The organism is Kosakonia cowanii JCM 10956 = DSM 18146, assembly GCF_001975225.1.
GTDB classification, from domain to species: domain Bacteria; phylum Pseudomonadota; class Gammaproteobacteria; order Enterobacterales; family Enterobacteriaceae; genus Kosakonia; species Kosakonia cowanii.
Genome location: NZ_CP019445.1, coordinates 3460734 through 3481457 on the forward strand (window position 1 = coordinate 3460734; position 20724 = coordinate 3481457).

The 20724-nt window shown below is 55.9% G+C and carries 22 protein-coding genes; 13 read left to right on the forward strand and 9 right to left on the reverse strand.

Features of this window, described 5'->3' with window-relative positions; translation table 11 throughout:
- Positions 1 to 275 precede the first annotated feature (275 nt).
- The 7 genes from BWI95_RS16325 to BWI95_RS16355 form a co-directional block, all read right to left on the reverse strand.
- On the reverse strand, positions 276 to 1523 hold the full coding sequence (locus BWI95_RS16325; protein WP_076769844.1) for a vWA domain-containing protein: 1248 nt from the start codon (positions 1521 to 1523) through the stop codon (positions 276 to 278).
- A 213-nt stretch (positions 1524 to 1736) separates the two neighbouring features.
- Positions 1737 to 2312 carry a TerD family protein gene (locus BWI95_RS16330; RefSeq protein ID WP_023478842.1) on the reverse strand — a complete coding sequence of 192 codons (576 nt, stop codon included), beginning with the start codon at positions 2310 to 2312 and terminating at the stop codon, positions 1737 to 1739.
- Between the two features lie 55 nt (positions 2313 to 2367).
- Entirely contained in the window at positions 2368 to 2946 is a 579-nt protein-coding gene (gene terD, locus BWI95_RS16335) for a tellurium resistance membrane protein TerD (protein ID WP_000116676.1), read from the reverse strand.
- A 48-nt stretch (positions 2947 to 2994) separates the two neighbouring features.
- Positions 2995 to 4035 carry a tellurium resistance membrane protein TerC gene (gene terC, locus BWI95_RS16340; RefSeq protein ID WP_023478822.1) on the reverse strand — a complete coding sequence of 347 codons (1041 nt, stop codon included), beginning with the start codon at positions 4033 to 4035 and terminating at the stop codon, positions 2995 to 2997.
- A gap of 22 nt (positions 4036 to 4057) precedes the next feature.
- Positions 4058 to 4513, reverse strand: coding sequence for a tellurite resistance TerB family protein (locus tag BWI95_RS16345; RefSeq protein ID WP_042715814.1), 456 nt, complete (start codon positions 4511 to 4513; stop codon positions 4058 to 4060).
- A gap of 22 nt (positions 4514 to 4535) precedes the next feature.
- Positions 4536 to 5708 carry a TerD family protein gene (locus tag BWI95_RS16350; protein ID WP_054804154.1) on the reverse strand — a complete coding sequence of 391 codons (1173 nt, stop codon included), beginning with the start codon at positions 5706 to 5708 and terminating at the stop codon, positions 4536 to 4538.
- On the reverse strand, positions 5708 to 6289 hold the full coding sequence (locus tag BWI95_RS16355) for a TerD family protein (protein WP_054804155.1): 582 nt from the start codon (positions 6287 to 6289) through the stop codon (positions 5708 to 5710). The genes BWI95_RS16350 and BWI95_RS16355 overlap by 1 nt, the downstream gene beginning before the upstream one ends.
- Before the next feature lie 320 nt (positions 6290 to 6609).
- Here BWI95_RS16355 and BWI95_RS16360 point away from each other — a divergent pair, with 320 nt between their 5' ends.
- The 13 genes from BWI95_RS16360 to BWI95_RS16420 all read left to right on the forward strand — a co-directional run bounded on the left by BWI95_RS16360 (position 6610) and on the right by BWI95_RS16420 (position 19226).
- Positions 6610 to 7668 carry an ATP-grasp domain-containing protein gene (locus tag BWI95_RS16360; RefSeq protein ID WP_054804156.1) on the forward strand — a complete coding sequence of 353 codons (1059 nt, stop codon included), beginning with the start codon at positions 6610 to 6612 and terminating at the stop codon, positions 7666 to 7668.
- A 9-nt stretch (positions 7669 to 7677) separates the two neighbouring features.
- Positions 7678 to 8820, forward strand: coding sequence for a phosphoribosyltransferase domain-containing protein (locus BWI95_RS16365; RefSeq protein ID WP_054804157.1), 1143 nt, complete (start codon positions 7678 to 7680; stop codon positions 8818 to 8820).
- Positions 8813 to 9586 (forward strand): HAD family hydrolase, encoded by a 774-nt coding sequence (locus BWI95_RS16370; RefSeq protein ID WP_054804158.1) that lies wholly within the window; start codon positions 8813 to 8815, stop codon positions 9584 to 9586. The genes BWI95_RS16365 and BWI95_RS16370 overlap by 8 nt, the downstream gene beginning before the upstream one ends.
- 1 nt (position 9587) lies before the next feature.
- Positions 9588 to 10667, forward strand: coding sequence for a cysteine protease StiP family protein (locus BWI95_RS16375; RefSeq protein WP_054804159.1), 1080 nt, complete (start codon positions 9588 to 9590; stop codon positions 10665 to 10667).
- The gene (locus BWI95_RS16380; protein WP_076769845.1) at positions 10667 to 11623 is read left to right on the forward strand and encodes an HpcH/HpaI aldolase/citrate lyase family protein; all 957 of its coding nucleotides are present in this window, start codon (positions 10667 to 10669) and stop codon (positions 11621 to 11623) included. Before BWI95_RS16375 ends, BWI95_RS16380 begins: the two co-directional genes overlap by 1 nt.
- Positions 11624 to 11778: 155 nt before the next feature.
- Positions 11779 to 12252 carry a hypothetical protein gene (locus BWI95_RS16385; protein WP_023478861.1) on the forward strand — a complete coding sequence of 158 codons (474 nt, stop codon included), beginning with the start codon at positions 11779 to 11781 and terminating at the stop codon, positions 12250 to 12252.
- 293 nt (positions 12253 to 12545) lie between these two features.
- Complete coding sequence (locus BWI95_RS16390; RefSeq protein WP_023478652.1) at positions 12546 to 13184, forward strand: vWA domain-containing protein; 639 nt, start codon at positions 12546 to 12548, stop codon at positions 13182 to 13184.
- A 21-nt stretch (positions 13185 to 13205) separates the two neighbouring features.
- A complete protein-coding gene (locus BWI95_RS16395; RefSeq protein ID WP_076769846.1) occupies positions 13206 to 13847 on the forward strand; it encodes a TerD family protein in 642 nt (213 codons plus the stop codon).
- The gene (locus BWI95_RS16400; RefSeq protein ID WP_042716801.1) at positions 13847 to 14485 is read left to right on the forward strand and encodes a vWA domain-containing protein; all 639 of its coding nucleotides are present in this window, start codon (positions 13847 to 13849) and stop codon (positions 14483 to 14485) included. Before BWI95_RS16395 ends, BWI95_RS16400 begins: the two co-directional genes overlap by 1 nt.
- A gap of 87 nt (positions 14486 to 14572) precedes the next feature.
- Positions 14573 to 15613, forward strand: coding sequence for a TerY-C metal binding domain-containing protein (locus tag BWI95_RS16405; protein WP_076769847.1), 1041 nt, complete (start codon positions 14573 to 14575; stop codon positions 15611 to 15613).
- Positions 15613 to 17169, forward strand: coding sequence for a PP2C family serine/threonine-protein phosphatase (locus BWI95_RS16410; protein ID WP_076769848.1), 1557 nt, complete (start codon positions 15613 to 15615; stop codon positions 17167 to 17169). The genes BWI95_RS16405 and BWI95_RS16410 overlap by 1 nt, the downstream gene beginning before the upstream one ends.
- Before the next feature lie 26 nt (positions 17170 to 17195).
- Entirely contained in the window at positions 17196 to 18695 is a 1500-nt protein-coding gene (locus BWI95_RS16415; RefSeq protein ID WP_054804161.1) for a helix-hairpin-helix domain-containing protein, read from the forward strand.
- 51 nt (positions 18696 to 18746) lie between these two features.
- Entirely contained in the window at positions 18747 to 19226 is a 480-nt protein-coding gene (locus tag BWI95_RS16420; protein ID WP_076769849.1) for an RES family NAD+ phosphorylase, read from the forward strand.
- Between the two features lie 278 nt (positions 19227 to 19504).
- Here the strand turns inward: BWI95_RS16420 and BWI95_RS16425 are convergent, their stop codons facing one another.
- Positions 19505 to 20017 (reverse strand): GNAT family N-acetyltransferase, encoded by a 513-nt coding sequence (locus BWI95_RS16425; protein WP_054804163.1) that lies wholly within the window; start codon positions 20015 to 20017, stop codon positions 19505 to 19507.
- Positions 20014 to 20709, reverse strand: coding sequence for a transporter substrate-binding domain-containing protein (locus tag BWI95_RS16430; protein WP_076769850.1), 696 nt, complete (start codon positions 20707 to 20709; stop codon positions 20014 to 20016). The genes BWI95_RS16425 and BWI95_RS16430 overlap by 4 nt, the downstream gene beginning before the upstream one ends.
- Positions 20710 to 20724 lie beyond the last annotated feature (15 nt).

Here is a 20724-nt window from a genome sequence, read left to right on the forward strand (position 1 = left end):
GTAACAGCAGCGTCAGATAATCATTACTCTCTTAGTTAAATGACATATTTGGTTATCCATCCAGACTCTTTGTTGTCTCAGCCTTCGCGCCCTGGCCGTGTTATTCCCTGCTCTACCCATACTACCGGTCGGCATTGAGGCAAACCTCATATCAGCCGACTGGTTACGCGTTCCATACTCCATTGCGATCAAAGCGGCTTCTCTTTGCAGAAACCGCTTCACCGTTATCACCATAAAAAAAGCCGGGAGGATCCCCGGCTCTTTTATGCGTATTGTCAGAGAATCCCCATCTTCCTGGTCTCATCGATCCAGGGCCTGAACTCTTCCAACAAGTTGTCATAGAGTTTTTCGTCACTCATGGTGCCGAAATCATCCATCGCAAAGAAATCGGTGTTATCTACCCGGCGATCGGTAAAGTCATCAAGGTTTTCGAGAATGCCATAGTTCGACCCGCCAAGGCCGACGAACTTCCAGAAGATCGGATAGTTTGCGGAGCGACGAATCGCCTCTTTAATCTCACGCGTCTTGCTGATGCCGCCATCGGTAATGAAGACCACGTAAACCGGCAGTTTGGACTCTTTGAAGTAATCGACGATCTCTTCCATCACCGGCGGCTCATTATTCACACCGCCCAGCCCCGGCAGGATCTCAAACATCGTACGCTTGCCGTTCTTGCGTATTGTCTCGATGTAATCGTCAAGATTATCCAGCGTGACGTTCGGGTATTTTTTATGTTTCTTGCCGAACGCCCACAGATCCATCTCGCCGTCATCATCAAACTGAACGGCAAGCACCGCGATGCGATCGAGTACAGCCTGGACGTTACCTTTGTTAAATTGCCCGCTCATTGAGCCGGAAGCATCAAGAACAAACGCAACGCTTGCCTGCAGCGTATCCAGTTTATTCTTCGTCAGGCTGACCGTGGCTTTCTTCGCCAGGCTAACCAGCCGCGGCGATTTATCTTCCAGCTTTTTCTCGAGGCTTATGCGCGTCGGTGCCGGCGTTGAAGGCTGCGCGGCAGGCTGAGCAACATCCACACCATAGCTGACGGCTAATGGTTCAAGCCCGCCGTTAAAGCCCTGCCCCATTGCACGTAATTTCCAGGCGCTATTGTGGCGATAGACTTCCGCCAGAATGATCGCTTTTTCGCTGCGCCCTGCGGTTTCAACGTGAAAATCCGCAATGCCCCGAGCCTCAATGCTTAACTGGCTCAGTGCATCAATGCTTTCGCTGCCGTCAATGACGACCGTGATGCTAATCTTGCTGACGCTGGCGGGAACACGATCGAGCGCGATCGTTACGCTGGATTGCTGCTGCCCGAGCGCCAGTTTGACCGCGCCCTCCGCAGAGGTGAGATTATTGAAGAAGATAAAGTCGGCATCGCCGCTCACTTTTCCCCCGGCATTGAGCATAAACAGACAGGTATCGACTTCGCTCTTAAACCCTGCCCGTCCCGTGTAGTTGAGGTTCAGGGTGATGAGGTTCTCCGCCAGCGGCGTGTTTTGTCCCGGTTGTAATCTCATACGTGTTGTCCTTATCAATAACCCTGCTCCCTGCCCTCAGACATGCGGGTATGCCTGAAGCGCTGAAGCGGATTCATCTCTTTTGCGTCGTTAAGGAAGTGATAGCGCGGATGCCACAATAGCCATAAAAATTGTAAACGCGGCAACGCTTTAAATATAAGAAGCAAATAAAAACCCCGGCTTACTCTCCGGGGTTTTATATTTTTATAGCGTTTAGATATTAACGCCGTGTTGGGAAGCAAGCGCAGCCAGACCGCCCGCGAAGCCCTGCCCAACGGCTTTGAATTTCCACTCTGCGCCGTGGCGATAGAGTTCGCCGAAGATCATTGCAGTTTCAGTAGACGCATCTTCAGAGAGATCGAAGCGAGCAATTTCAGTACCGTTGTCGTTGTTGTAAACGCGCATGAAGCTGTTGCTCACCATACCGAAGTTCTGTTTACGCGCTTCGGCTTCATAGATGGTTACTGCGAATACCAGTTTTTTGATGTCAGCAGAGACTTTGGTCAGATCGATTTTGACCTGCTCATCGTCGCCGTCGCCTTCGCCGGTACGGTTGTCACCCTGATGCTCGATTGCGCCGTCAGGGCTGGTTTTGTTGTTGAAGAAGATGAAATGGGCGTCTGACAGCACTTTACCGTCATCACCAACTGCGAATACGGAGGCGTCCAGGTCGAAACCCTGACCGTCAGTTACACGTGCATCCCAACCCAGACCGACCATGGCGATATTCATGGTAGGTGCTTCTTTAGTCAGAGATACGTTACCGCCTTTAACGAGAGAAACTGCCATTTTTAGCTCCTGCTAACAGTTGTGTTTGGGCTGAATAATCAGCCCATGTATGAGATCAAGATGCGTTGATGCCGTACTGAGCACAAACGGATGCCAGGCCACCAGCATAACCCTGGCCGACCGCGCGGAATTTCCACTCGCCATTGTGACGATAGAGTTCACCAAACAGCATCGCGGTTTCGGTTGAGGCATCTTCAGTCAGATCGTAGCGCGCCACTTCAGTCTGGTTATCATCATTAACCAGGCGAATGAACGCGCCGGAAACCTGTCCGAAGCTCTGGCGGCGCGCCTGCGCGTCATGAATTGTCACTACGAAGATGATTTTGTCGACGTCAGACGGCACCGCATCCAGTTTGATTTTCAGCGATTCATCATCACCGTCGCCCTCACCGGTGCGGTTATCACCGGTATGGGTTACGGAGCCGTCAGAAGAGGTTAAGTTGTTATAAAAAATGAAATCGGCGTCACCGCGCACTTTGCCGTTAGCGGCCAGCAGAAAAGCTGACGCATCCAGGTCAAAGTCCTGACCATCAGTCGAGCGCGCATCCCAGCCAAGGCCCACCAGGACATTTTTCATTGACGGCGCGGCTTTACTCAGGGATACGTTCCCACCTTTGGAAAGAGAAACACTCATAAAATAACCTCTCAAATTGTTATGGATTTAGCGTAATACGTGAGGGGATTAACTCCCCTTTTCCTCTGAATCGGGTTTCGCCGGGAACATCACGCTGGCGATAATGCCCAGCGCCAACACACCCAGTACAACATACAGGCTGGTCGTCGCCGAAATGCTGTAGCCATGGTGCCAGATGTGGTCGGTGGCATTAAGGCCAAGCTTCGCTGCGATAAAGAACAGCAGAACGATAACCGCCTTCTCCAGATGAACCAGGTACTGCTTCAGCGCTTCGAGCACGAAGTAGAGCGTACGCAGGCCGAGGATAGCAAACATCATGGCGCTATAAACAATCAGCGGTTCACGGCTAACAGCAATAATGGCCGGGACAGAGTCGAATGCAAACATAACATCCGAAAGTTCAACGACGGCCACACACAGGAACAGCGGTGTTGCATACAGGGCGGCTTTCTTACCGCGGCCGATGGTCACATCACTGTTTTCTGGTTTTGCCAGTTCCGCATCCACTTCCTTCTGATTAAGCAGGAAGGCATGACCCTTCAGCTTTGGCCAGATCGGGAAGAAGCGTTTCACCATGCGGTACGCCAGATGCTGGGAGTAGTCCTCGATTTCATCATCGTCGTCGCCGCTTTTCAGCATCATCACCGCAGTCCAGGCCACAATAATGGCGAAAACCACTTCAACGTATGGACCAAGGCTCAGCAGGCTGGTACCGATCGCAACGAAAATACCCCTGAACACGATGGCACCAATTACACCCCAGTAAAGCACGCGGTGACGGTAACGATCCGGCACGGCGAACCAGGAGAAGATGGCCATCATCACGAACAGGTTATCGACGGAGAGCACTTTCTCCAGCGCGTAACCGGTCACAAACAGGCTGGCGACTTCCGCGCCGTGATGAATATAGAGGAAACCGGCAAATGCCATCGCAACCGCAACCCAGAAGAGCGACCAGAGCGCGGCACTCTTCAGGGATATTGGCTTGTCGTCACGGTGCATAAACAAGTCAATAAAGATGGCACCGACTGAGAGCGCGATAAAAACAATAACTGTTTCAGTCGGAAAACCGATGTGTGTTGAAACCATAATTTACCCTTAGGGATGCAGATCAGAGGCCAAATTCAGCCGGGTCGAAGCCCAGCGCGAGAGCAATTTCGCGCACGGCAGTTTTCTCATCCTGGTCAAAGTTGCCGTCACTCTTCGCAACAGCAATACCAACACGCAGAGCCAGCTGCGCTGCTTCCGGTTGGTCTTTTAACGCCAGGATGTATTTCATGGTTTCGCCTTTACCGATTTCGATATCGAAATCAAAGCTCGAGACCAGTTTGTTAAAGAACTCGATCACCTCATTGGTATCGAAAACTTTCAGTTCTTCGGAAGAGCGCAGAAAGCCCATCATCTTCTGCTTCTCTTCAGAGCTTACGCCGTCGCTAGAGACGGCGATCCGCGCGCATACTGCCACGGTGCCCTGCATAAATTTTTTGTTTTTGAAACGGCCAACCTGTCGGGTCAGTTCATCACGACTGGAGTTGATGGCGCCTTTTACTTTGTCAAAAAAACTCATAGTGGTGTCCTTTATTGCTGTGTTATTTAGAGCCGGCACTCCAGCGAAACCCCCAGCCAAATGCCCGGTCCATCTCATCCTGGCCTTTGAAGTACTGGTTAATTCGCTCGACTTTGATTGCACCGTTTTCGTTTACCAGCCTGGCGATAGCGCACAGCGTTTGGCGGTTTTCACCTTCGGTAAGACGTGTCTCGATGGGCGGTTGATCCGGCATATGGATCGTGACAACACCATCCGTCTTATCCCAGCTCGGCACGCCCTGGTAGATAAAAGCGTAGATCAGGACTTCACGGATCTGCTTCCATTCACGGCCATTAATGTGTAACCACTCGCCATCCGACACTTCACCGGTACGATCGTCGCCCTGCAACTGAACGTACGGCTCGCCCTGATAGTTCCCGAAGGCGTTACCGAGCGCCTGGATAACCGACTTATAGCCATCCTGCAGCTCAACAAACGCGCCAAGATCGAGATCGATGCCCTTCGCGCCGAAAATGCCGGCCAGGCCCGATTTTCCGTTGCCACGGTGCCAGTTGAGGTTAATGCGGATCTCGCCAAAGTTATCCCGTTTGGTCAGGCTGATCGCCGGTTTCTCTTTGGTGAGCGACACTTTGCTCAGGCTGATTTTGCTCTCTTTCGGCGGAGCCGGAGGCGCCACAGGCGGTGCGGGTGGTGGCGAAACTGGCGCTGGCGCAGGATCGTCGGCGATGTTGACACCGAAATGCTCTGCCAGCGGTTTCAGGCCGCCGTTAAAACCCTGCGCGACAAAGCGGAATTTCCACTCGTCGTTACGGCGATAGAATTCGCCCAGGATCAGCGCGGCTTCCTGACGACCATTGACATCGACAACGCCGCTCACCAAGCTGGTTGCGCCCTGCTCTACATCAATAGTCAGCGTGCGCAGCCCGGCAACTGTCTGCCCGCCGTCACAGGTCACGGTAAAAGCGACCTTCTGAACATCAGGCTTCAGGCGATTAAGCGCCACAGTAAAGGTGGAGTACTGGCCTTCGCTGGCGAGGCTGATTGAGCCGTCGTCGTTGCGCGGCTGGCCGTAGAAGACCATATCCGCATCGCCCTGCACCTTACCGCTGGCATAGAGGCGAAATGCTGAGGCATCAACCGCGCCGCCAGAGGTGACGCGAACCCGAAGCTCTTGTGCTGGAACGGGGGCATTGCCCCCCGGCGTCAGGTTCATTAGCGTACGACCGTTGCGACGATATCAGTATGCATATCGTCAATGGTACGACCGCGGCAGGCGTGACCGTGGGCCGTAAAGTCCCAGTTACCGCCGTTACGGCGCAGCGAGGAGATAACAATACCGGTGTGGGAGCCCTGCTCGGTCAGTTTGTAGCGGGCAAGCTCTTTGCCAGACTGATCGACCACGCGGCAGAAAGCATTTTCAACGTCATTAAAGGTCTGGCCACGGAAGCTGTTTACCGTGAAAGCGAGGTATTCAACGTTGCCAGGTAACCGGGTGAGATTAACGGTGATGACCTCATCATCGCCATCGCCTTCCCCGGTGAGGTTGTCACCGCTGTGGACGACGGAGCCGCAGCTGGAGGTCAGTTTGCGAAACCAGATGGTGTCGATGGTATTGCCGGAGCTGTCCATCAATACGCAGCCCGCATCGAGATCGATAGAGTCGCTGCCGCTAAACAGCCCGCCGAACAGGCCCTTTTTCTTAATCGGATCCCAACCGAGACCAAACTGAAGCTGACTGAGTGCCGAAGATTGTTTGCTGAGTGATACCGTCTGGTTCTTCGTTAATGAAACCATGCTTTTTTCCTTAAATTGGTAATGGTCATGACAATCAAAGGTAGGCTAATCGCGAACGAAAAAAATCATATCATGATGAAGTTCTCTGACAAGGTAAATATTGGTAGGTTTTGGCGAAAAGGCAACATTACTGCGCTGGAGTGTTCCCGTAAAAACAAATTAACTAATTGAATTTATTATTTATTTACACGTGATAAATTTTTAGTGAAATGCAATCTGATGCCAGTTTTACTCATCATATTATGATTGACATGCTCTGATGACATTCTTAGACTCACCCATCACCTCTTGCTGCATGCTTTTTCGGGTAATAAAAAAATATGAATAACAAAATTTGGCTCATGGAAGGTTTGTCATCCCAAAAAGATATTATTCAGGGAATTAAAACCTTCGCCGCAGCGCAACATCTTCAGTTGACCGTATATGCCTCACACCGCCATGAGCGCAATGAGATCTTATCCGTTGCAGACCACGCGCTGATCGAGCCACAAGAGGCCTCTGAGCGCCTGTCGTTTATCACCGATATTGTAGCGACACACGGCATTCACCATATTCACGCTGGCCGCAACACCCTGTGGTTTGAAGAGCACCGCGCCGCCATTGAGGCCACTGGCGTTACCCTCACTACCGGTTCCACCAGCGCAGAGTGGCTCGCATTAGCCGAAGATAAAGTCGCTTTTGCCGGGCTGATGCAGCAGCACGCGCTGCCGGTCGTCCCCTCATGGCGGGTTGATTCCGTGAGCGATCTGCAAACTTATCTCGCGTCGCCGCCCTTCTCTGACACCCCGATCTGCGTAAAACCGGTAACCGGCATTTATGGCATGGGTTTTTGGCGTTTTGATGACACCGCAGCGGCAATGGATCTCTTTAACCATCCCGAAAACCGCACTGTTAACCCGCAGCACTATCTTGCCGCGCTCGCCAGCGCCGAATCATTTAAGCCGCTGGTATTGATGCCCTACCTGCCAGGCCCGGAGTACTCCGTCGATATTTTTGCCGACAACGGCGAAATCCTCGCGGCCGTCGGTCGCAGAAAAGAGGGGGCGATTCAGTATCTGGTTAACGAAGGGGCCGCTTTCGAGCTGGCCTGCAATTGCGCCCGTGTGATGAAAGCAGATGGGCTGGTTAACGTGCAGACACGCAACGATCGTCAGGGAACACCACTGTTGCTGGAGATTAACATGCGCCCTTCCGGCGGGATCGGTTATACCCAACATAGTGGCGTCAACTTACCGGGCCTGTTTGCGGCGTTTAAGCTTGGCCTGCTGACAAAAGATGAGGTCATTGGGCGTGCAGCATCCGCCTTTTCCTCCGTCGCCGTGAGAGCGGTGACAGACGTGCTGCTCTATCCGCAGACCCTCTCTAACCGACTGAACTAAGGCTGGATTATGTCTTTAGTGCCTGAAGATGCACTCTATCGCCGTACGCTCTCCTGCGGCGTCATCCAGGTGACGCGCAACCAGGGAGAGATCGCGCTGCAAAACCTGTTCGAAATCGCCGAGCGACGCAACCCTAAGCGGGCGTTTCTCTTTGTCAGTAAAGTGCTCGGCCGCCATATTCCCGTTTCGCCTGCCATCATGCGCCAGGCTTACAGACAGCTCGCCAGTCAATTTCCGGCCGATCTGCCGGGCCCGGTGCTCTTTATCGGCATGGCGGAAACCGCCGTCGGTCTGGGCGCTGGCGTATTTGACGAACTGCGCCATACCTATAGAGAGTCGGTTTATCTCACCTCGACCCGCCACCCTGTCGAGGGCGAACTGCTCTGCGAGTTTAAAGAAGAGCACAGCCATGCCACCGACCATCTGATCTACTGGCCGGATGATGAAGAGAAGCGCCGCCGGGTGAGCGACGCGCGCACGCTGGTGATGATTGATGACGAAGCGACAACCGGCAACACCTTCATCAACCTGCTGGCGGCGCTCCGTGAAACCGGCCACCTGCCACAGCTGGAGCAGGTAGTCGCCATTACGCTGACCGACTGGAGCAACAATGCGTTACCGGCGCGCTGCCCACTGCCGGTAACGGCGGTCTCCCTTGTCAGCGGCGAATGGAGCTGGACTCCGTTTCCCGATGCGCCTGTACCGGTCATGCCCGCCGTAAATGTCACCTCCCGCGGCACGTGGGAGATCACCGGAAAACAGAGCTGGGGCCGCCTCGGGATGATCGCGCCGGCGGCCGATCTGGGCCGTGAGATTCGCGTTGCGCCGGGTGAGCGCGTGCTGGTTCTCGGCAGCGGTGAGTTTGTCTGGGAGCCGTTTCTGCTGGCCGAGCGTCTTGAAAACGCCGGCGCACAGGCCTTTTACAGCTCGACGACTCGCTCCCCGATTGCGCTCGGCTTTGCCATCGAGTCGGTTATCTCCTTTACCGACAATTATGGTCTCGGCATTGCCAATTTTGTCTATAACGTCGGCCACCAGCGGTTTGACCGCGTGCTGCTCTGCACCGAGACGGCGGCTGAGAGTATCGATACCCAGTTGCTGACGGCGCTGGCGGATGTTGCCCCTGTCGTTGAGGTTGTTACCTATGAATAAGCCCGTCGTATTGAGCGATCTTGATGACACCCTGTTCCAGACCCGCCGCAAAATGGTCGACGAGCTGGCGCTGGAGCCTTTTCGCACCGGTGCCGTGGACCGCTCGCTGTCGCCACGCAGTTTTATGACCGAAGAGCAGGCGATGTTAGTAGACTGGCTGTTGGAGCAGGCCGAGCTTATTCCGGTTACCGCCAGGGGAACGGAAGAGATTAGCCGCGTGCAGATCCCCTTCCGCTCCTGGGCCATTACTACTCATGGGGCGGTGATCCTGACACCAGAGGGCAAGCCCGATGAGGCGTGGAAAGCCCATATGCTCGATAAATTGTCTGCCTATGGGGAGAGACTCGTCACCATGCAGCGCCTTATCACCGAAATGATGGAGGCGAAGGGCATCAACGCCTGGGCGAGACTCAATTATGAGTATGATGGCACGCCGATCTATATGGTGATGAAACACCGGGACAGCACGCGCCTTGACGAGCTGAATGCCATCGCCGATGAGATCGAGCAGCAGTTCCCGACCGACGGTTTCTACATTCACCGCAACAGTAACAATGTCGCCTGGCTTCCGCAGCCCGTCGAGAAGGGGCTGGCCGTGAGCTGGTTGCTGGAGAAGCTGCGCGCCGAGCGCGGCATTTTCCCGGTGCTGGGTCTCGGCGACAGCCTGAGCGATCACCGTTTTATGCAGCTCTGCAGCTGGTTTGGGATGCCGCGTCAGAGCCAGTTTGCCGACGCCATTGCGCAGCGCATTTTTAATGAGGGTTAACATGCAGCCACAAGCGAGATTTTCCGGTTCCTACTTACCCGGCGACGTAGAGTTCCTGCTTCAGCCGGTTGAGATGGAGATGACCCCGGTCGATCAAAAAGAGGCGTTGATCCAGTCAGGCAAAAAGCACTACTCCGACATGCTCAGCCAGGAGCCGGCACCAACACCGTGGCACCTCGATCTGTTTAAGCGGGCGCTCGACAGCGGTGCCGAACGGCTTGCCAGAGAGGTTACGCAGCTTGCCCGCGAACTGGCGGCACGTTTTGGCGACGAACCGGTTATTCTGGTCAGCCTTGTTCGCGCGGGCGTCCCGCTCGGCGTGATGCTGCACCAGGCACTGCGCGATATGGGCAAAAGCTCTTTTCACTACGGCATCAGTATCATTCGTGACCGTGGTATCGACAGTGAAGCGCTGAAGATTATCGAGCGTCAGCACGGCACGCGCGGCATTGTGTTTGTCGATGGCTGGACAGGTAAAGGCGCCATCACCGGGGAGCTGATCCGCACCCTCAAAGGACGCGAGGGTTATCCGCCCCAGCCCCGTCTGGTGGTGCTGGCCGATCCCTGCGGCTGTTCATGGCTGGCGGCGAGCGACGACGACTGGCTGATCCCCTTTGGTATTATGGGCGCGCCGGTATCGGGTCTTATCTCCCGTTCGGTGTGGACTGAAGAGGGGCTACACGGCTGTGTGGTCTGTGATCATCTGCGTGAATATGAGTGCAGCCGCATGCTGGTCGATACCGTTGCGCAGTTTCGTAAAACGCTGCAACCCGCGACCCTCCCTGCCCTGCACTGGGATCTGGATGCCGCGCAGGCGTTATGGCAAAAGAGCCGCGAGGTGATCGCCGATCTCGCTGAGCAGTTTAACGTCGACAGCGTCAACCGTATCAAACCCGGGATTGCGGAGGCGACCCGCGCGGTGCTGCGCCGCGTACCCGATCACGTCTTTGTGCGTGCAACAGACGATCCGGACGTTGCCCTGCTCGTCGGGCTGGCGCGCGAAAAAGGCATTGCCGTTACTGAGATGGGCGAGCAGCTCGGGCAGTACCGGGCCGTCACGATAATCAAGAAGGTACTCTGATGACTACACGCCTCTCCCCCTGGCATCTGGGCGCGACGCTCTACATGCCCGCCACACGTAACGATATTGCCGGGGCGATCCTCGACGGGAAGATCCCCGGCCTGCGCTCGCTGGTGATCTGTCTGGAAGACGCGGTCAGCGAAGCGGATATGCCGGATGCCCTTGCCAACCTTGCGCAGCTGTTACACACCCTCAACGCTGCCAAACAGGCTGGCGGCAATGGTGACTGGCCGCTGGTGTTCATTCGCCCGCGCCACCCTGAGATGGGGAAATGGCTGACGGAGCACCTCGCTCTCTCTGCCGTTGACGGGTTTGTGCTGCCGAAATTCACCCTCAGCGCACTGCCGCAGTGGTGGGAGATCATGGGCAATACGCACCTCTGCATGATGCCTACCCTCGAAACCGAAGAGGTGTTTGACGTTGTTCAGATGCGTGAGCTGGCTATCGCCCTGCTCGCCCACCCCTGTCACAGCCGGATTATTGCGCTGCGCATCGGTGGCAACGATCTGATGAACGTGGTCTCCCTGCGTCGTCCGCGCGATCTGACGCTCTACGACAGCCCGATGGGGTACGTGATCAAAATGCTGGTGTCGGTATTTGCACCGCGTGATTTCGCGCTGACCGCGCCCGTTTGCGAACACATTGACGATCATGATGTGATGGCGCGGGAGCTGGCGCTCGATATGGCGCATGGTCTGGTCGGTAAAACGGCGATCCATCCGCGGCAGATTGCGGTCATTGAGCGAGCGCTGATGGTCACTCAGGGCGAGCACTCCGACGCCCTGCGCATTCTCAACTCGACCCAGGCGGTATTTAAATCCCAGGGGTCGATGTGCGAACCGGCGACGCACCGTCGCTGGGCCGTCGGTATTCTCGAACGCGCGCAGGTGTATGGTCTGGTGAATGAGCAAAGCGCAGATGGCATCAGGCTGCTTCCCGCGACTCAGCATCAATAAGGGCGCGCGTGATTTAGCTCATATTGAGGATCGGCCTGCTAGCATTGATGGCCATTTTGTTCAGGGAAGCGAACTGAGAGAAGAATAGCGCAACGTTAATGTCAGACGTTTGAACGCACTTGATCCACTACCTTTGAGGCAGGCTAAACCTAACGATGCAATTAAACACCAGACAGGAAAGGATTTTTAAGCTCGCCAATTTACTGGGTTCCGGTAAACCCGTCGCCGCGGCCGATATTATTACCAGCCTCGAGTGCTCAGAGCCGACGCTTACCCGGGCGCTGAAGGAGCTGCGTGAGTCCTACTCCGCGGAGATTAAGTACAGCAAGGCGGCGCACTCTTACCACCTTGTTAACCCGGGGCATCTGGATAAGAAGACCTTGCGTCGTATGAATGAAGCCCTCGCGGCGCACGCCGAGCTGAAAACCAGCGAAACGGGCGGCAGAGTTTATCTCGATAAGGATAAAAAAACCGCCGTCTCGCTCTCGCTGCGTATGCGCATCTTGCGCAAAATCGACCGCCTGGCGAATCTGAGCGGTACGACGCGCAGTGAAGCCGTCGAAAAGCTGGCCGAACGCGCCGTCGACGATCTGATTAAAGAGTTCAACGCCAAAAAGCTCGCGCGTTAATTCCCGTGCCCCGGCAGCAGGCCGGGCGCCACGTTTTACCCCTCTCCTCATCTTCCCCTGTTGATGCCTATAAAAGTTGGCGTCTTGACACGCATTGCGCATGGTCGCCACGCTGAATGCGGACTAAACTTCGCAGAGGCCGCGCGGCATAACGCTATGTAGTTGTTGAAAAAGCGCTAATTTCATTTAAGGCTCTCTTTTTTTTCCTGCGCTTCGCTGCAATTCACAGTCTCTCCCGGCTTTCTCTGCTATTGCTGGATACAAACCTTTCATACCTCTAACAGGATTAGATAATGCGAAGACTACCCGTTTATCTGTTGCTTGATACCTCTGGTTCGATGCATGGCGAACCGATCGAAGCCGTTAAAAACGGCGTGCAGACACTTCTTACCACCCTTAAGCAAGATCCCTATGCCCTGGAAACTGCCTATGTTTCGGTGATCACCTTTGACTCATCGGCACGCCAGGCGGTACCGCTAACCGATCTGCTGAGCTTCCAATTACCGACACTTGCCGCCAGCGGCACAACCTCCCTTGGTGAAGCGCTCTCCCTTGCCGCCAGCGCCATCAGCAGTGAAGTGCAGAAAACCACCGCAGATACCAAAGGTGACTGGCGACCGCTGGTGTTTCTGATGACCGACGGTTCCCCGACCGACGACTGGCGCAAAGGGTTGCAGGATTTTAAATCGGCGCGCACCGGCGTCGTCGTCGCCTGCGCAGCGGGTCATGATGCCGACACCAGCGTGCTGAAAGAGATCACCGAAGTGGTGCTGCAGCTTGATACCGCCGACAGCTCATCCATCAAAGCGTTCTTCAAATGGGTCAGCGCCAGCATCTCGGTAGGCAGCCAGAAGGTGGAATCCAGCAAAAAAGAGGTGATTGGCCTCGACGATCTGCCGCCACCGCCGCCGGAAGTGAATGTCGTTTTATAACTCATCGATTAAGGGGACGTTATGTCTGTCAGTCTGAGCAAAGGCCAGGGCGTGAGCCTGAAGAAAAATGAGCACGATCTCTCCTCCGTCACCATTGGTCTGGGTTGGGATATCAACGAAGAGAAGAAAGGTTTGCTGGGCGGGCTGTTTGGTAAGAAAGAGGAGGAGTATGACCTCGATGTGATCGCCTTCCTCTGTAACGCCGCAGGAAAGGTGACCGATCTCGGCAAAGTGGAGAATGGCAAACCGACGCTGGTCGATGGCGACATTATCTTTTTCAACAGCCTGCGCCACAAATCGGGCGATATCTGGCTGACGGGCGATAACCGCACCGGCGCGGGTGACGGCGACGATGAGCAGATCATCGTCAAGCTCAATGCGCTGGACGCCAAATATGAAAAAATTGTCTTTATCGTGCAGATCTATAACGGGGAAAAATTGCAGCAGCACTTCGGTAAAGTGCAGAACGCGTTTATCCGTGCCGTTGATGCCCGTAACGTTGAGATGGCGCGCTTTGATCTCTCCGGCGGGCCGAACTTTACTCACCAGCGCTCCATGGTGTTTGCCGAGCTGGTGCGTGAACCGACCGGCTGGAAGCTGAATGCCATCGGCGAGCCGTCGCCTTCAGACTCCTTTGTCGCCCACCTGAGGAACTATATGTGATGCGCCGCTTACCCGTTTACCTGGTGATCGACACCTCCGGCTCGATGCGCGGCGAGTCGATTCACGCCGTTAACGTCGGTATCCAGGCGATGCTGAGCGCCCTTCGTCAGGATCCCTACGCCCTTGAAAGTGTCCATATCTCCATCATCACCTTCGATAATGCGGCGCGTGAGTTTATTCCGCTGACGCCGCTGGAGGATTTCCAGTTCGCCGACATCGTGGTGCCAAGCGCGGGAGCCACCTTTACCGGTGCGGCGCTGGAGTGCCTGATCGAGTGCGTCGACCGGGATGTACGTCGCGCCGATGGCGACCAGAAAGGTGACTGGCGACCGCTGGTCTTTCTGATGACTGACGGCACGCCTTCAGATGCCTTCGCTTATGGCGAAGCGGTGAAAGCGATTCGCAGCCGCGCATTTGGCTCGATCATCGCCTGTGCGGTTGGCCCGAAAGCGGGCCACGAGCACCTCAAACAGCTGACAGATAAAGTGGTGTCGCTCGAAACCCTCGATTCAACGGCCTTCGCGGGCTTCTTTAAATGGGTCTCGGCGAGCGTCTCATCGGGCAGCTCCAGCGCGGGCGTGAATAACGACTCGGATAACCTTCCGCCGCCACCGCCGGAGATCCAGCTGGTGCTGTAAGGAACAGGAGAGGCAACGCGCTGGCGTGCTGCGCCTCTCTGTCACTCCCCTTTTGTTCGCGTTACACGGCCCTCACGAGGATAAGACATGAGACGCCTTCCGGTATTTTTTGTCCTGGACTGCTCAGAGTCCATGATTGGTGAAAACCTGAAAAAAATGAACGATGGTCTGCAAATGATCGTCAGTGATTTAAGAAAGGATCCCCATGCGCTGGAGACTGCCTGGGTCTCGGTCATCGCCTTTGCAGGCATTGCGCGCACCATTGTTCCGCTGCATGAGATCGCCTCGTTTTATCCGCCGCGCCTGCCGATTGGTGGTGGCACGCACCTTGGCGCCGCGCTGCGGGAGCTAAGCGTGCAGATCGACACCCAGGTGAGGGTCACCACCCATGAAGTTAAAGGGGACTGGAAACCGGTGGTCTACCTGCTGACCGACGGCCGCCCGACGGATGATCCCAGCGCGGAGATCAAACGCTGGAAAGAGCACTACGCCCGCAAAGTTAACCTTATCGCGGTCGGTCTTGGCCCCTCGGCGGATCTCAATATCCTCAGGCAACTGACGGAAAATGTGATGCTGTTTACCGAGTCCCGTGAGGGTGACTTTACCCGCTTTATTAAGTGGATCACCGCCTCCGTCACCGCCCATAGCCGCAGCGTGGGTGAAGAGAAACCGCCGGAACTCAACCAGACGGAGTATATCGTCCGGCTGGCGAAAGAGGACGTTGTCCGCGCCTATGATGAGAATTGCGTGACGCTCACCGGGCGCTGCAGCAAAACCCGCCGCCCCTATCTGATGAAATATGAGCGCCCGCCGGTGAACGTCTCCGGTCTCGATTTCCGTCTTAACCTGAACAACTTCAATATTGCCGGTTGCTACCCTATCGATGAAGAGTACTTCGACTGGTCTGACGCATCGACCTACAACGTGCAGGTAAACACCCGCGATCTGCACGGTGTGCCGGGCTGCCCCCACTGCGGTAACGCCAGCGCGTTTGCCATGTGCGCCTGCGGCAAACTGCTCTGCATCGATGGGCCTGATGAGGTGGTTTGCCCATGGTGCGAAAGAGTGCTCTCCTTCAGAGATAACGGCGGAGATTCCGATTTTGACGTGAGCAGAGGACGAGGCTAATGAGCGCTGAAAAAGAGATTATCGGCTTTATTCTGCAGTCGCGCGGGCATGAAGTCGGTGAGGCAGAGTTAACCGCGTTGTCCGGGGAGCCTGCGCTGCGGGACAAACTCGACGCGTTATTCACCGAGCTGGAAAACCAGCTCGCGGCCGTCGAGGGTAAAGCCACAACACCGCAGGCTGAGGAGAGCGCTGAAGCGATCGCATCAGCAGACGACGTGGTAACAGAGCCCGACGCTGAACAGGCCGCGCCGCGCCCGGAGTTGTGGAAGCTAATGCCCTATTACGAATTTGAGACCCCGGCAAAAGCGACCCTTGACCCAACGCCGCCGGTGTTGAAACCAGGCCAGGTGCCGCCAGCGCGATCCGCCGAAGCAGAACGGCCACGCCCTGTGCCATGCGCGCGTATCAGCGTGCCGAATGCCCGTGCAGGCGAAGCCTTTTGTGCCCCGCTGGTGATTACCCTTGATGATGGGCAGACGGCAACCATTAATGATGTTGTGATCCCTGAAGCGTGCGGGCTTCATTTCGACAAGGCGCAGCAGGTACTGAGCGGCGTACCGTCACAGAGCGGCGATATCGAGATGCTGGTGCGCTGGTCCTGCGCTTCGCACACCAATGGTGAAACGCCGCTGCTGTTTGTGGTGAATCCGGATCCGCGCAGCCTGTGGAAAATCATTGAGCCGCCAGCGGATGCCCCCTACCCGAAAGCGCATGTCGAACATGAAGGGATTGTGCGTGATGGCGTGAGGATCGCCGGGGCGAGCCGCCGCGGGCGCTCCCATGAGCATGCGGGCAGCTTCCGCGATGATGACTTCTATCTCAACCACAGCGAAGAGACGGGCTGGAGCGTGATGCTGGTGGCCGATGGCGCGGGCAGCGCGGCAAACTCCCGCGAAGGATCGCGAATAGCCGCCGAAGTGGCCGGGGAGTATCTCTTCAGCCAGTTACGCGGGCCGCGAGGCGCAGAGTTAAAGCAGCAGATTGCGCGCTGGGGCACAGAGGAGCAGCAAAATACCATTAACGCGATGCTTCACCACTTTAAGCAGGCGGCAACCCTTGCGGTTAACAGCATCTCGAATGAGGCTATTCGCGCGGAGCAGCCGGTAAAAACCTACTCCACCACGCTGCTGGCAACCGTCTCACTGCGGCTCGGCGAGCAGCTGTTTGCCGCCGCGTTCTGGCTGGGCGACGGCGCAATTGCGGCTTACAGCCCCTCGGGCAAAGTGCGCGTGTTAGGCAATCCTGACAGCGGCGAGTATGCCGGGCAGACGCGCTTTCTCGACGCGTCGATTATTGCCGATCCCGCCTTCTCCGGACGCATCAGCGTCGGCAAATGGCAGGATGTCTCGCATCTTATCCTGATGACCGATGGCGTCTCCGATCCCCGCTTTGAAACGGATAACGGCCTGCGCAGCGACGAGAAGTGGACGCAGCTGGTCAACGAGCTTTCACCCCTGCTTGAGGATGCCGGGCAGGCACCGGAACGTCTCGCCGAGTGGCTCAACTTTTTCTCCCCAGGCAACCATGATGACCGCACTCTTGTGCTGGCATGGTGACTGACACGCGTTACGGGTGACTGAATATGGCAAATATCGTTACATGTACAACAAAAGATGGGCAGACGGTGCAGTACGTCGACGAAGTCATCGGATCGGGTTCGATGAAAGATGTCTACTTCTCACCGGACAAGTCCTATGTGGTGGCCTTCTACCACAAGCCGCAAAACGCCCAGGCGAGAGAGCGGATTGATATGATCACCGGGCGTTACCGGCAGAATATCTTTGAGCAGGCGGGCGGGGATTACTGGAAAGATCTCTTCTGCTGGCCGACGCATGTCGTGGAGCACAACAACAAAATCGGTATTGTCGTTCCCGTCTATCAGCAGCACTTCTTCTTTAAGTATGGTTCGAAGAATGATGACTTCCTCGGCATCAAAGGGCGTGAAAAAGAGGGAAAATGGTTCGCCAGCGCCAGTAACCAGAACAAATTCCTCGATCCGCGCGAGCGCGGCAACACCCTCACCTATCTGAAGGTCTGCCTGCTGCTGACCCGTGCGGTGAGAAGGATGCATGCCGCAGGCCTCTGCCACAGTGATTTGAGCTACAAAAACGTGCTGGTCGATCCCGAGCAGGGCCACGCCTGTATTATCGATGTCGATGGGCTGGTCGTGCCGGGAAAATACCCGCCTGACGTGGTTGGCACCCCCGATTTCATCGCGCCGGAAGTGGTGGAAACCAGCCACCTCGCGAAAGAGGATCCTAAGCGCGTGCTGCCGAGCATCGCGACGGATCGCCATGCGCTGGCGGTGCTGATCTACATGTATCTCTTTTTCCGCCACCCGCTCAGAGGCGGAAAAATTCACGATCTCGATGATGAGACACGGGACGAAACGCTGGCGATGGGCGAGCGGGCGCTGTTTATCGAACACCCGACGGACAGAAGCAATGCCGTCAAGCTTAATCAGATCTCCCCGTTTGCGCTGCCCTGGGCCGACCCGGAAAAAATTCCCTATACCATTATGGGGCCCTATCTGACGCCGCTGTTCGATCGGGCGTTTATCGAGGGGTTGCATAACCCTCCCCGTCGCCCGACGGCTGATGAGTGGGAAAGCGCACTGGTGAAAACCGTGGATCTGATCCAGCCCTGCCAGAACAGCAGCTGTGATCAGAAATGGTATGTCTTCTCCGGCAAAACCAAACCGGTCTGCCCCTACTGCGCAACGCCCTACAGTGGGAAATTGCCGATTCTTAACCTCTACTCCTCCCGTAAGGCAGGCAGCTTCCGGCCTGACGATCACCGGTTAATGGTGTGGAGCGGTCAGTCCCTTTACGCCTGGCATGTGAACCGGCTGATTGCGCCGAATGAGCGCACCACCGCGGAGCAGAAAAAGCGTGTTGGCTACTTTGTTTACCATAACGATCAGTGGTGGCTGGTGAACGAAGGGATTGAGGGGCTGATGTCGCTCCCGGATAAAAGGCCTATCCCGATTGGCGACAAAATCGAGCTGACGGACAACGCGCAATTCGTTCTCTCCCAGGAAGAAGGCGGCAGGCTTGTGGTAGTTCAGCTCCTTTCCAACTGATTAACATCAACGGCAGGCAGCCTTTGCCTGCTTTTTTTCATGGAGTTCATCATGCTGCCAACGCTTACCACCATCAGTGGCATTTTTTATCGGGCAATCGATCCTGCTTACCGCGATCTGGCACTGGCGGGGTCGCGAAATGCGGGCAGATATTCGCGGGCCGATCAACCGACGCTCTACCTGAGTTCCTCACCCGAGGGCGTCGACGCGGCGATGCAGGCGCATAAAGCGAACCGCAGCGCGCAGCAGGAGATTATGCAACTGCGCGTTCACGCCGCCCGCATTTTTGATTTACGCAACGCTGCTGCGTTAACGGCCGCCGGTATCGATCTTGCTGATGCCGTTGCGCCGTGGCAGGAGATTGTCGCCGCAGGCGGCACGCCCTCCTCCTGGCGCGTGCGTCAGCAGCTGGAAACGTTGGGTGCGGCGGGTTTAATTGACCCTTCGCGCAAAGCGCCGGGTCTCTGGCATCTGGTGCTGTTTAGCTGGAATAGCGGCGCCGGGCAGCCCGAGGTGGAGATCGTGGCGTGAAGCCTGTGAAGATAACAGATTGTTTATCAATGTAAAAAAGTATGAGAGAACGCGCTTTTTGAGCACAGATAAATCTCAGATCATTGCAAAACCATTAATTATGGTAGGCAATTATTGTTGATCGATACTATTTTTATGCGATATTTACTCTTGTCTTGACGGTGTCTCCTGCCTAATCAAGACCCGCTCGTGACTGAGCAAACTGATGATGTACTAAAAGAAAAAATAGTATTTTGACTCTGCTGCCCTCCCGTGAGGGCATTTTTTTCGCCTGCGTTTTAGTAACAACGCTGCATCGCAATCCGCCGGCTTGCATCCAGCCCGCTTGCGGCTTCTGCGGCAATCAGGCTTTTAAGCCGTGGCGAAAGCACATCCTCTTTGATCTCCTCAAAACCCAGCGAAGCGTAAAACGCGGCGTTAAATGGCGCATAGCGATCGGTGGTCAGCGACGCGCCCGCTAAACCGCGCCTCTCTCCTGCGCTCAGCAGCGCCCGCAGCAGCTGGCGACCAATCCCCTTGCGCTGCCACGCCGGGTGAACATCCATTTCGGCGATATGCAGCCAGTTATCGACGATCTGCGCCCCGGCAAAGCCGACCGGCTGTTGGTCGGCAGTCAACGCCACCAACAGCACTCCTTCGCGGGATAAATGTTCGAGATCTTCAAGGCTGGTTGCCGCCGGTTCACCGCTTACCGCCCCGGCGGCTCGTAGCGTTTCAAAAGCGGCGAGTTCAATCTCTCTTAGCGCGGCGAGATGCCCGGTGCGGGCTGGCGCAATGGTGATGTCATTCATTGAGTTCCTGAATTATTCGAGGCAATCAGTTCACTGTCGATTATCTCTTTAACCACCCCTTCTGTCTGCCAGCGCGTCAGCTTTTCCACTACCGTGTGATAGAGCGCATCCTGCTGATGCGGTAGACAAATCGCCTGGGCAATCTGCATAAAATCATCCTCCAGCACGCGGTATCCGGGGTGTTCTGCCGCCGTTTTCTCCAGGGGCTGGCGGATCCCGGCGACCATATCGCCCTCACCATGTAGAAAGGCTTCAATCGCCGCCTGCGATGAACTTAGTCGATTGAGCGTGGCGTGATCAAGCTCGCGGGTTAAGTAGAGATCGTACGCCGCGCCCCTGCCGACGTTTATCACCACGCCGGGTTTATCCATCTGCGCCACGCTCTGCCACGGGCTTTGCGCCTTTACCAGCGCCGTGCCCTGAATAGTGATATAGGGCTGGGTGAAACGTAATGTCTCTTCGCGTTTGGGATCGACGGCGAGGAAAGCGATATCCCAGACGCCGTTCTCTGCATCCTCCACCACTTTTCCGGCGGTCGGATAGGTAATAAATTGCGCCTCTTTTGCCATATCGGCGGCAATCCGCCGGGCAAGTTCAACGGTGATCCCGGCAGGCTCACCCGCCGCGGTCTGGCGGGCAAGCACGGCATTGCCTAAATTGATGGCGAAACGAAGCGGTTGACTGGCTGACATAGTGCTTCTCCTGAA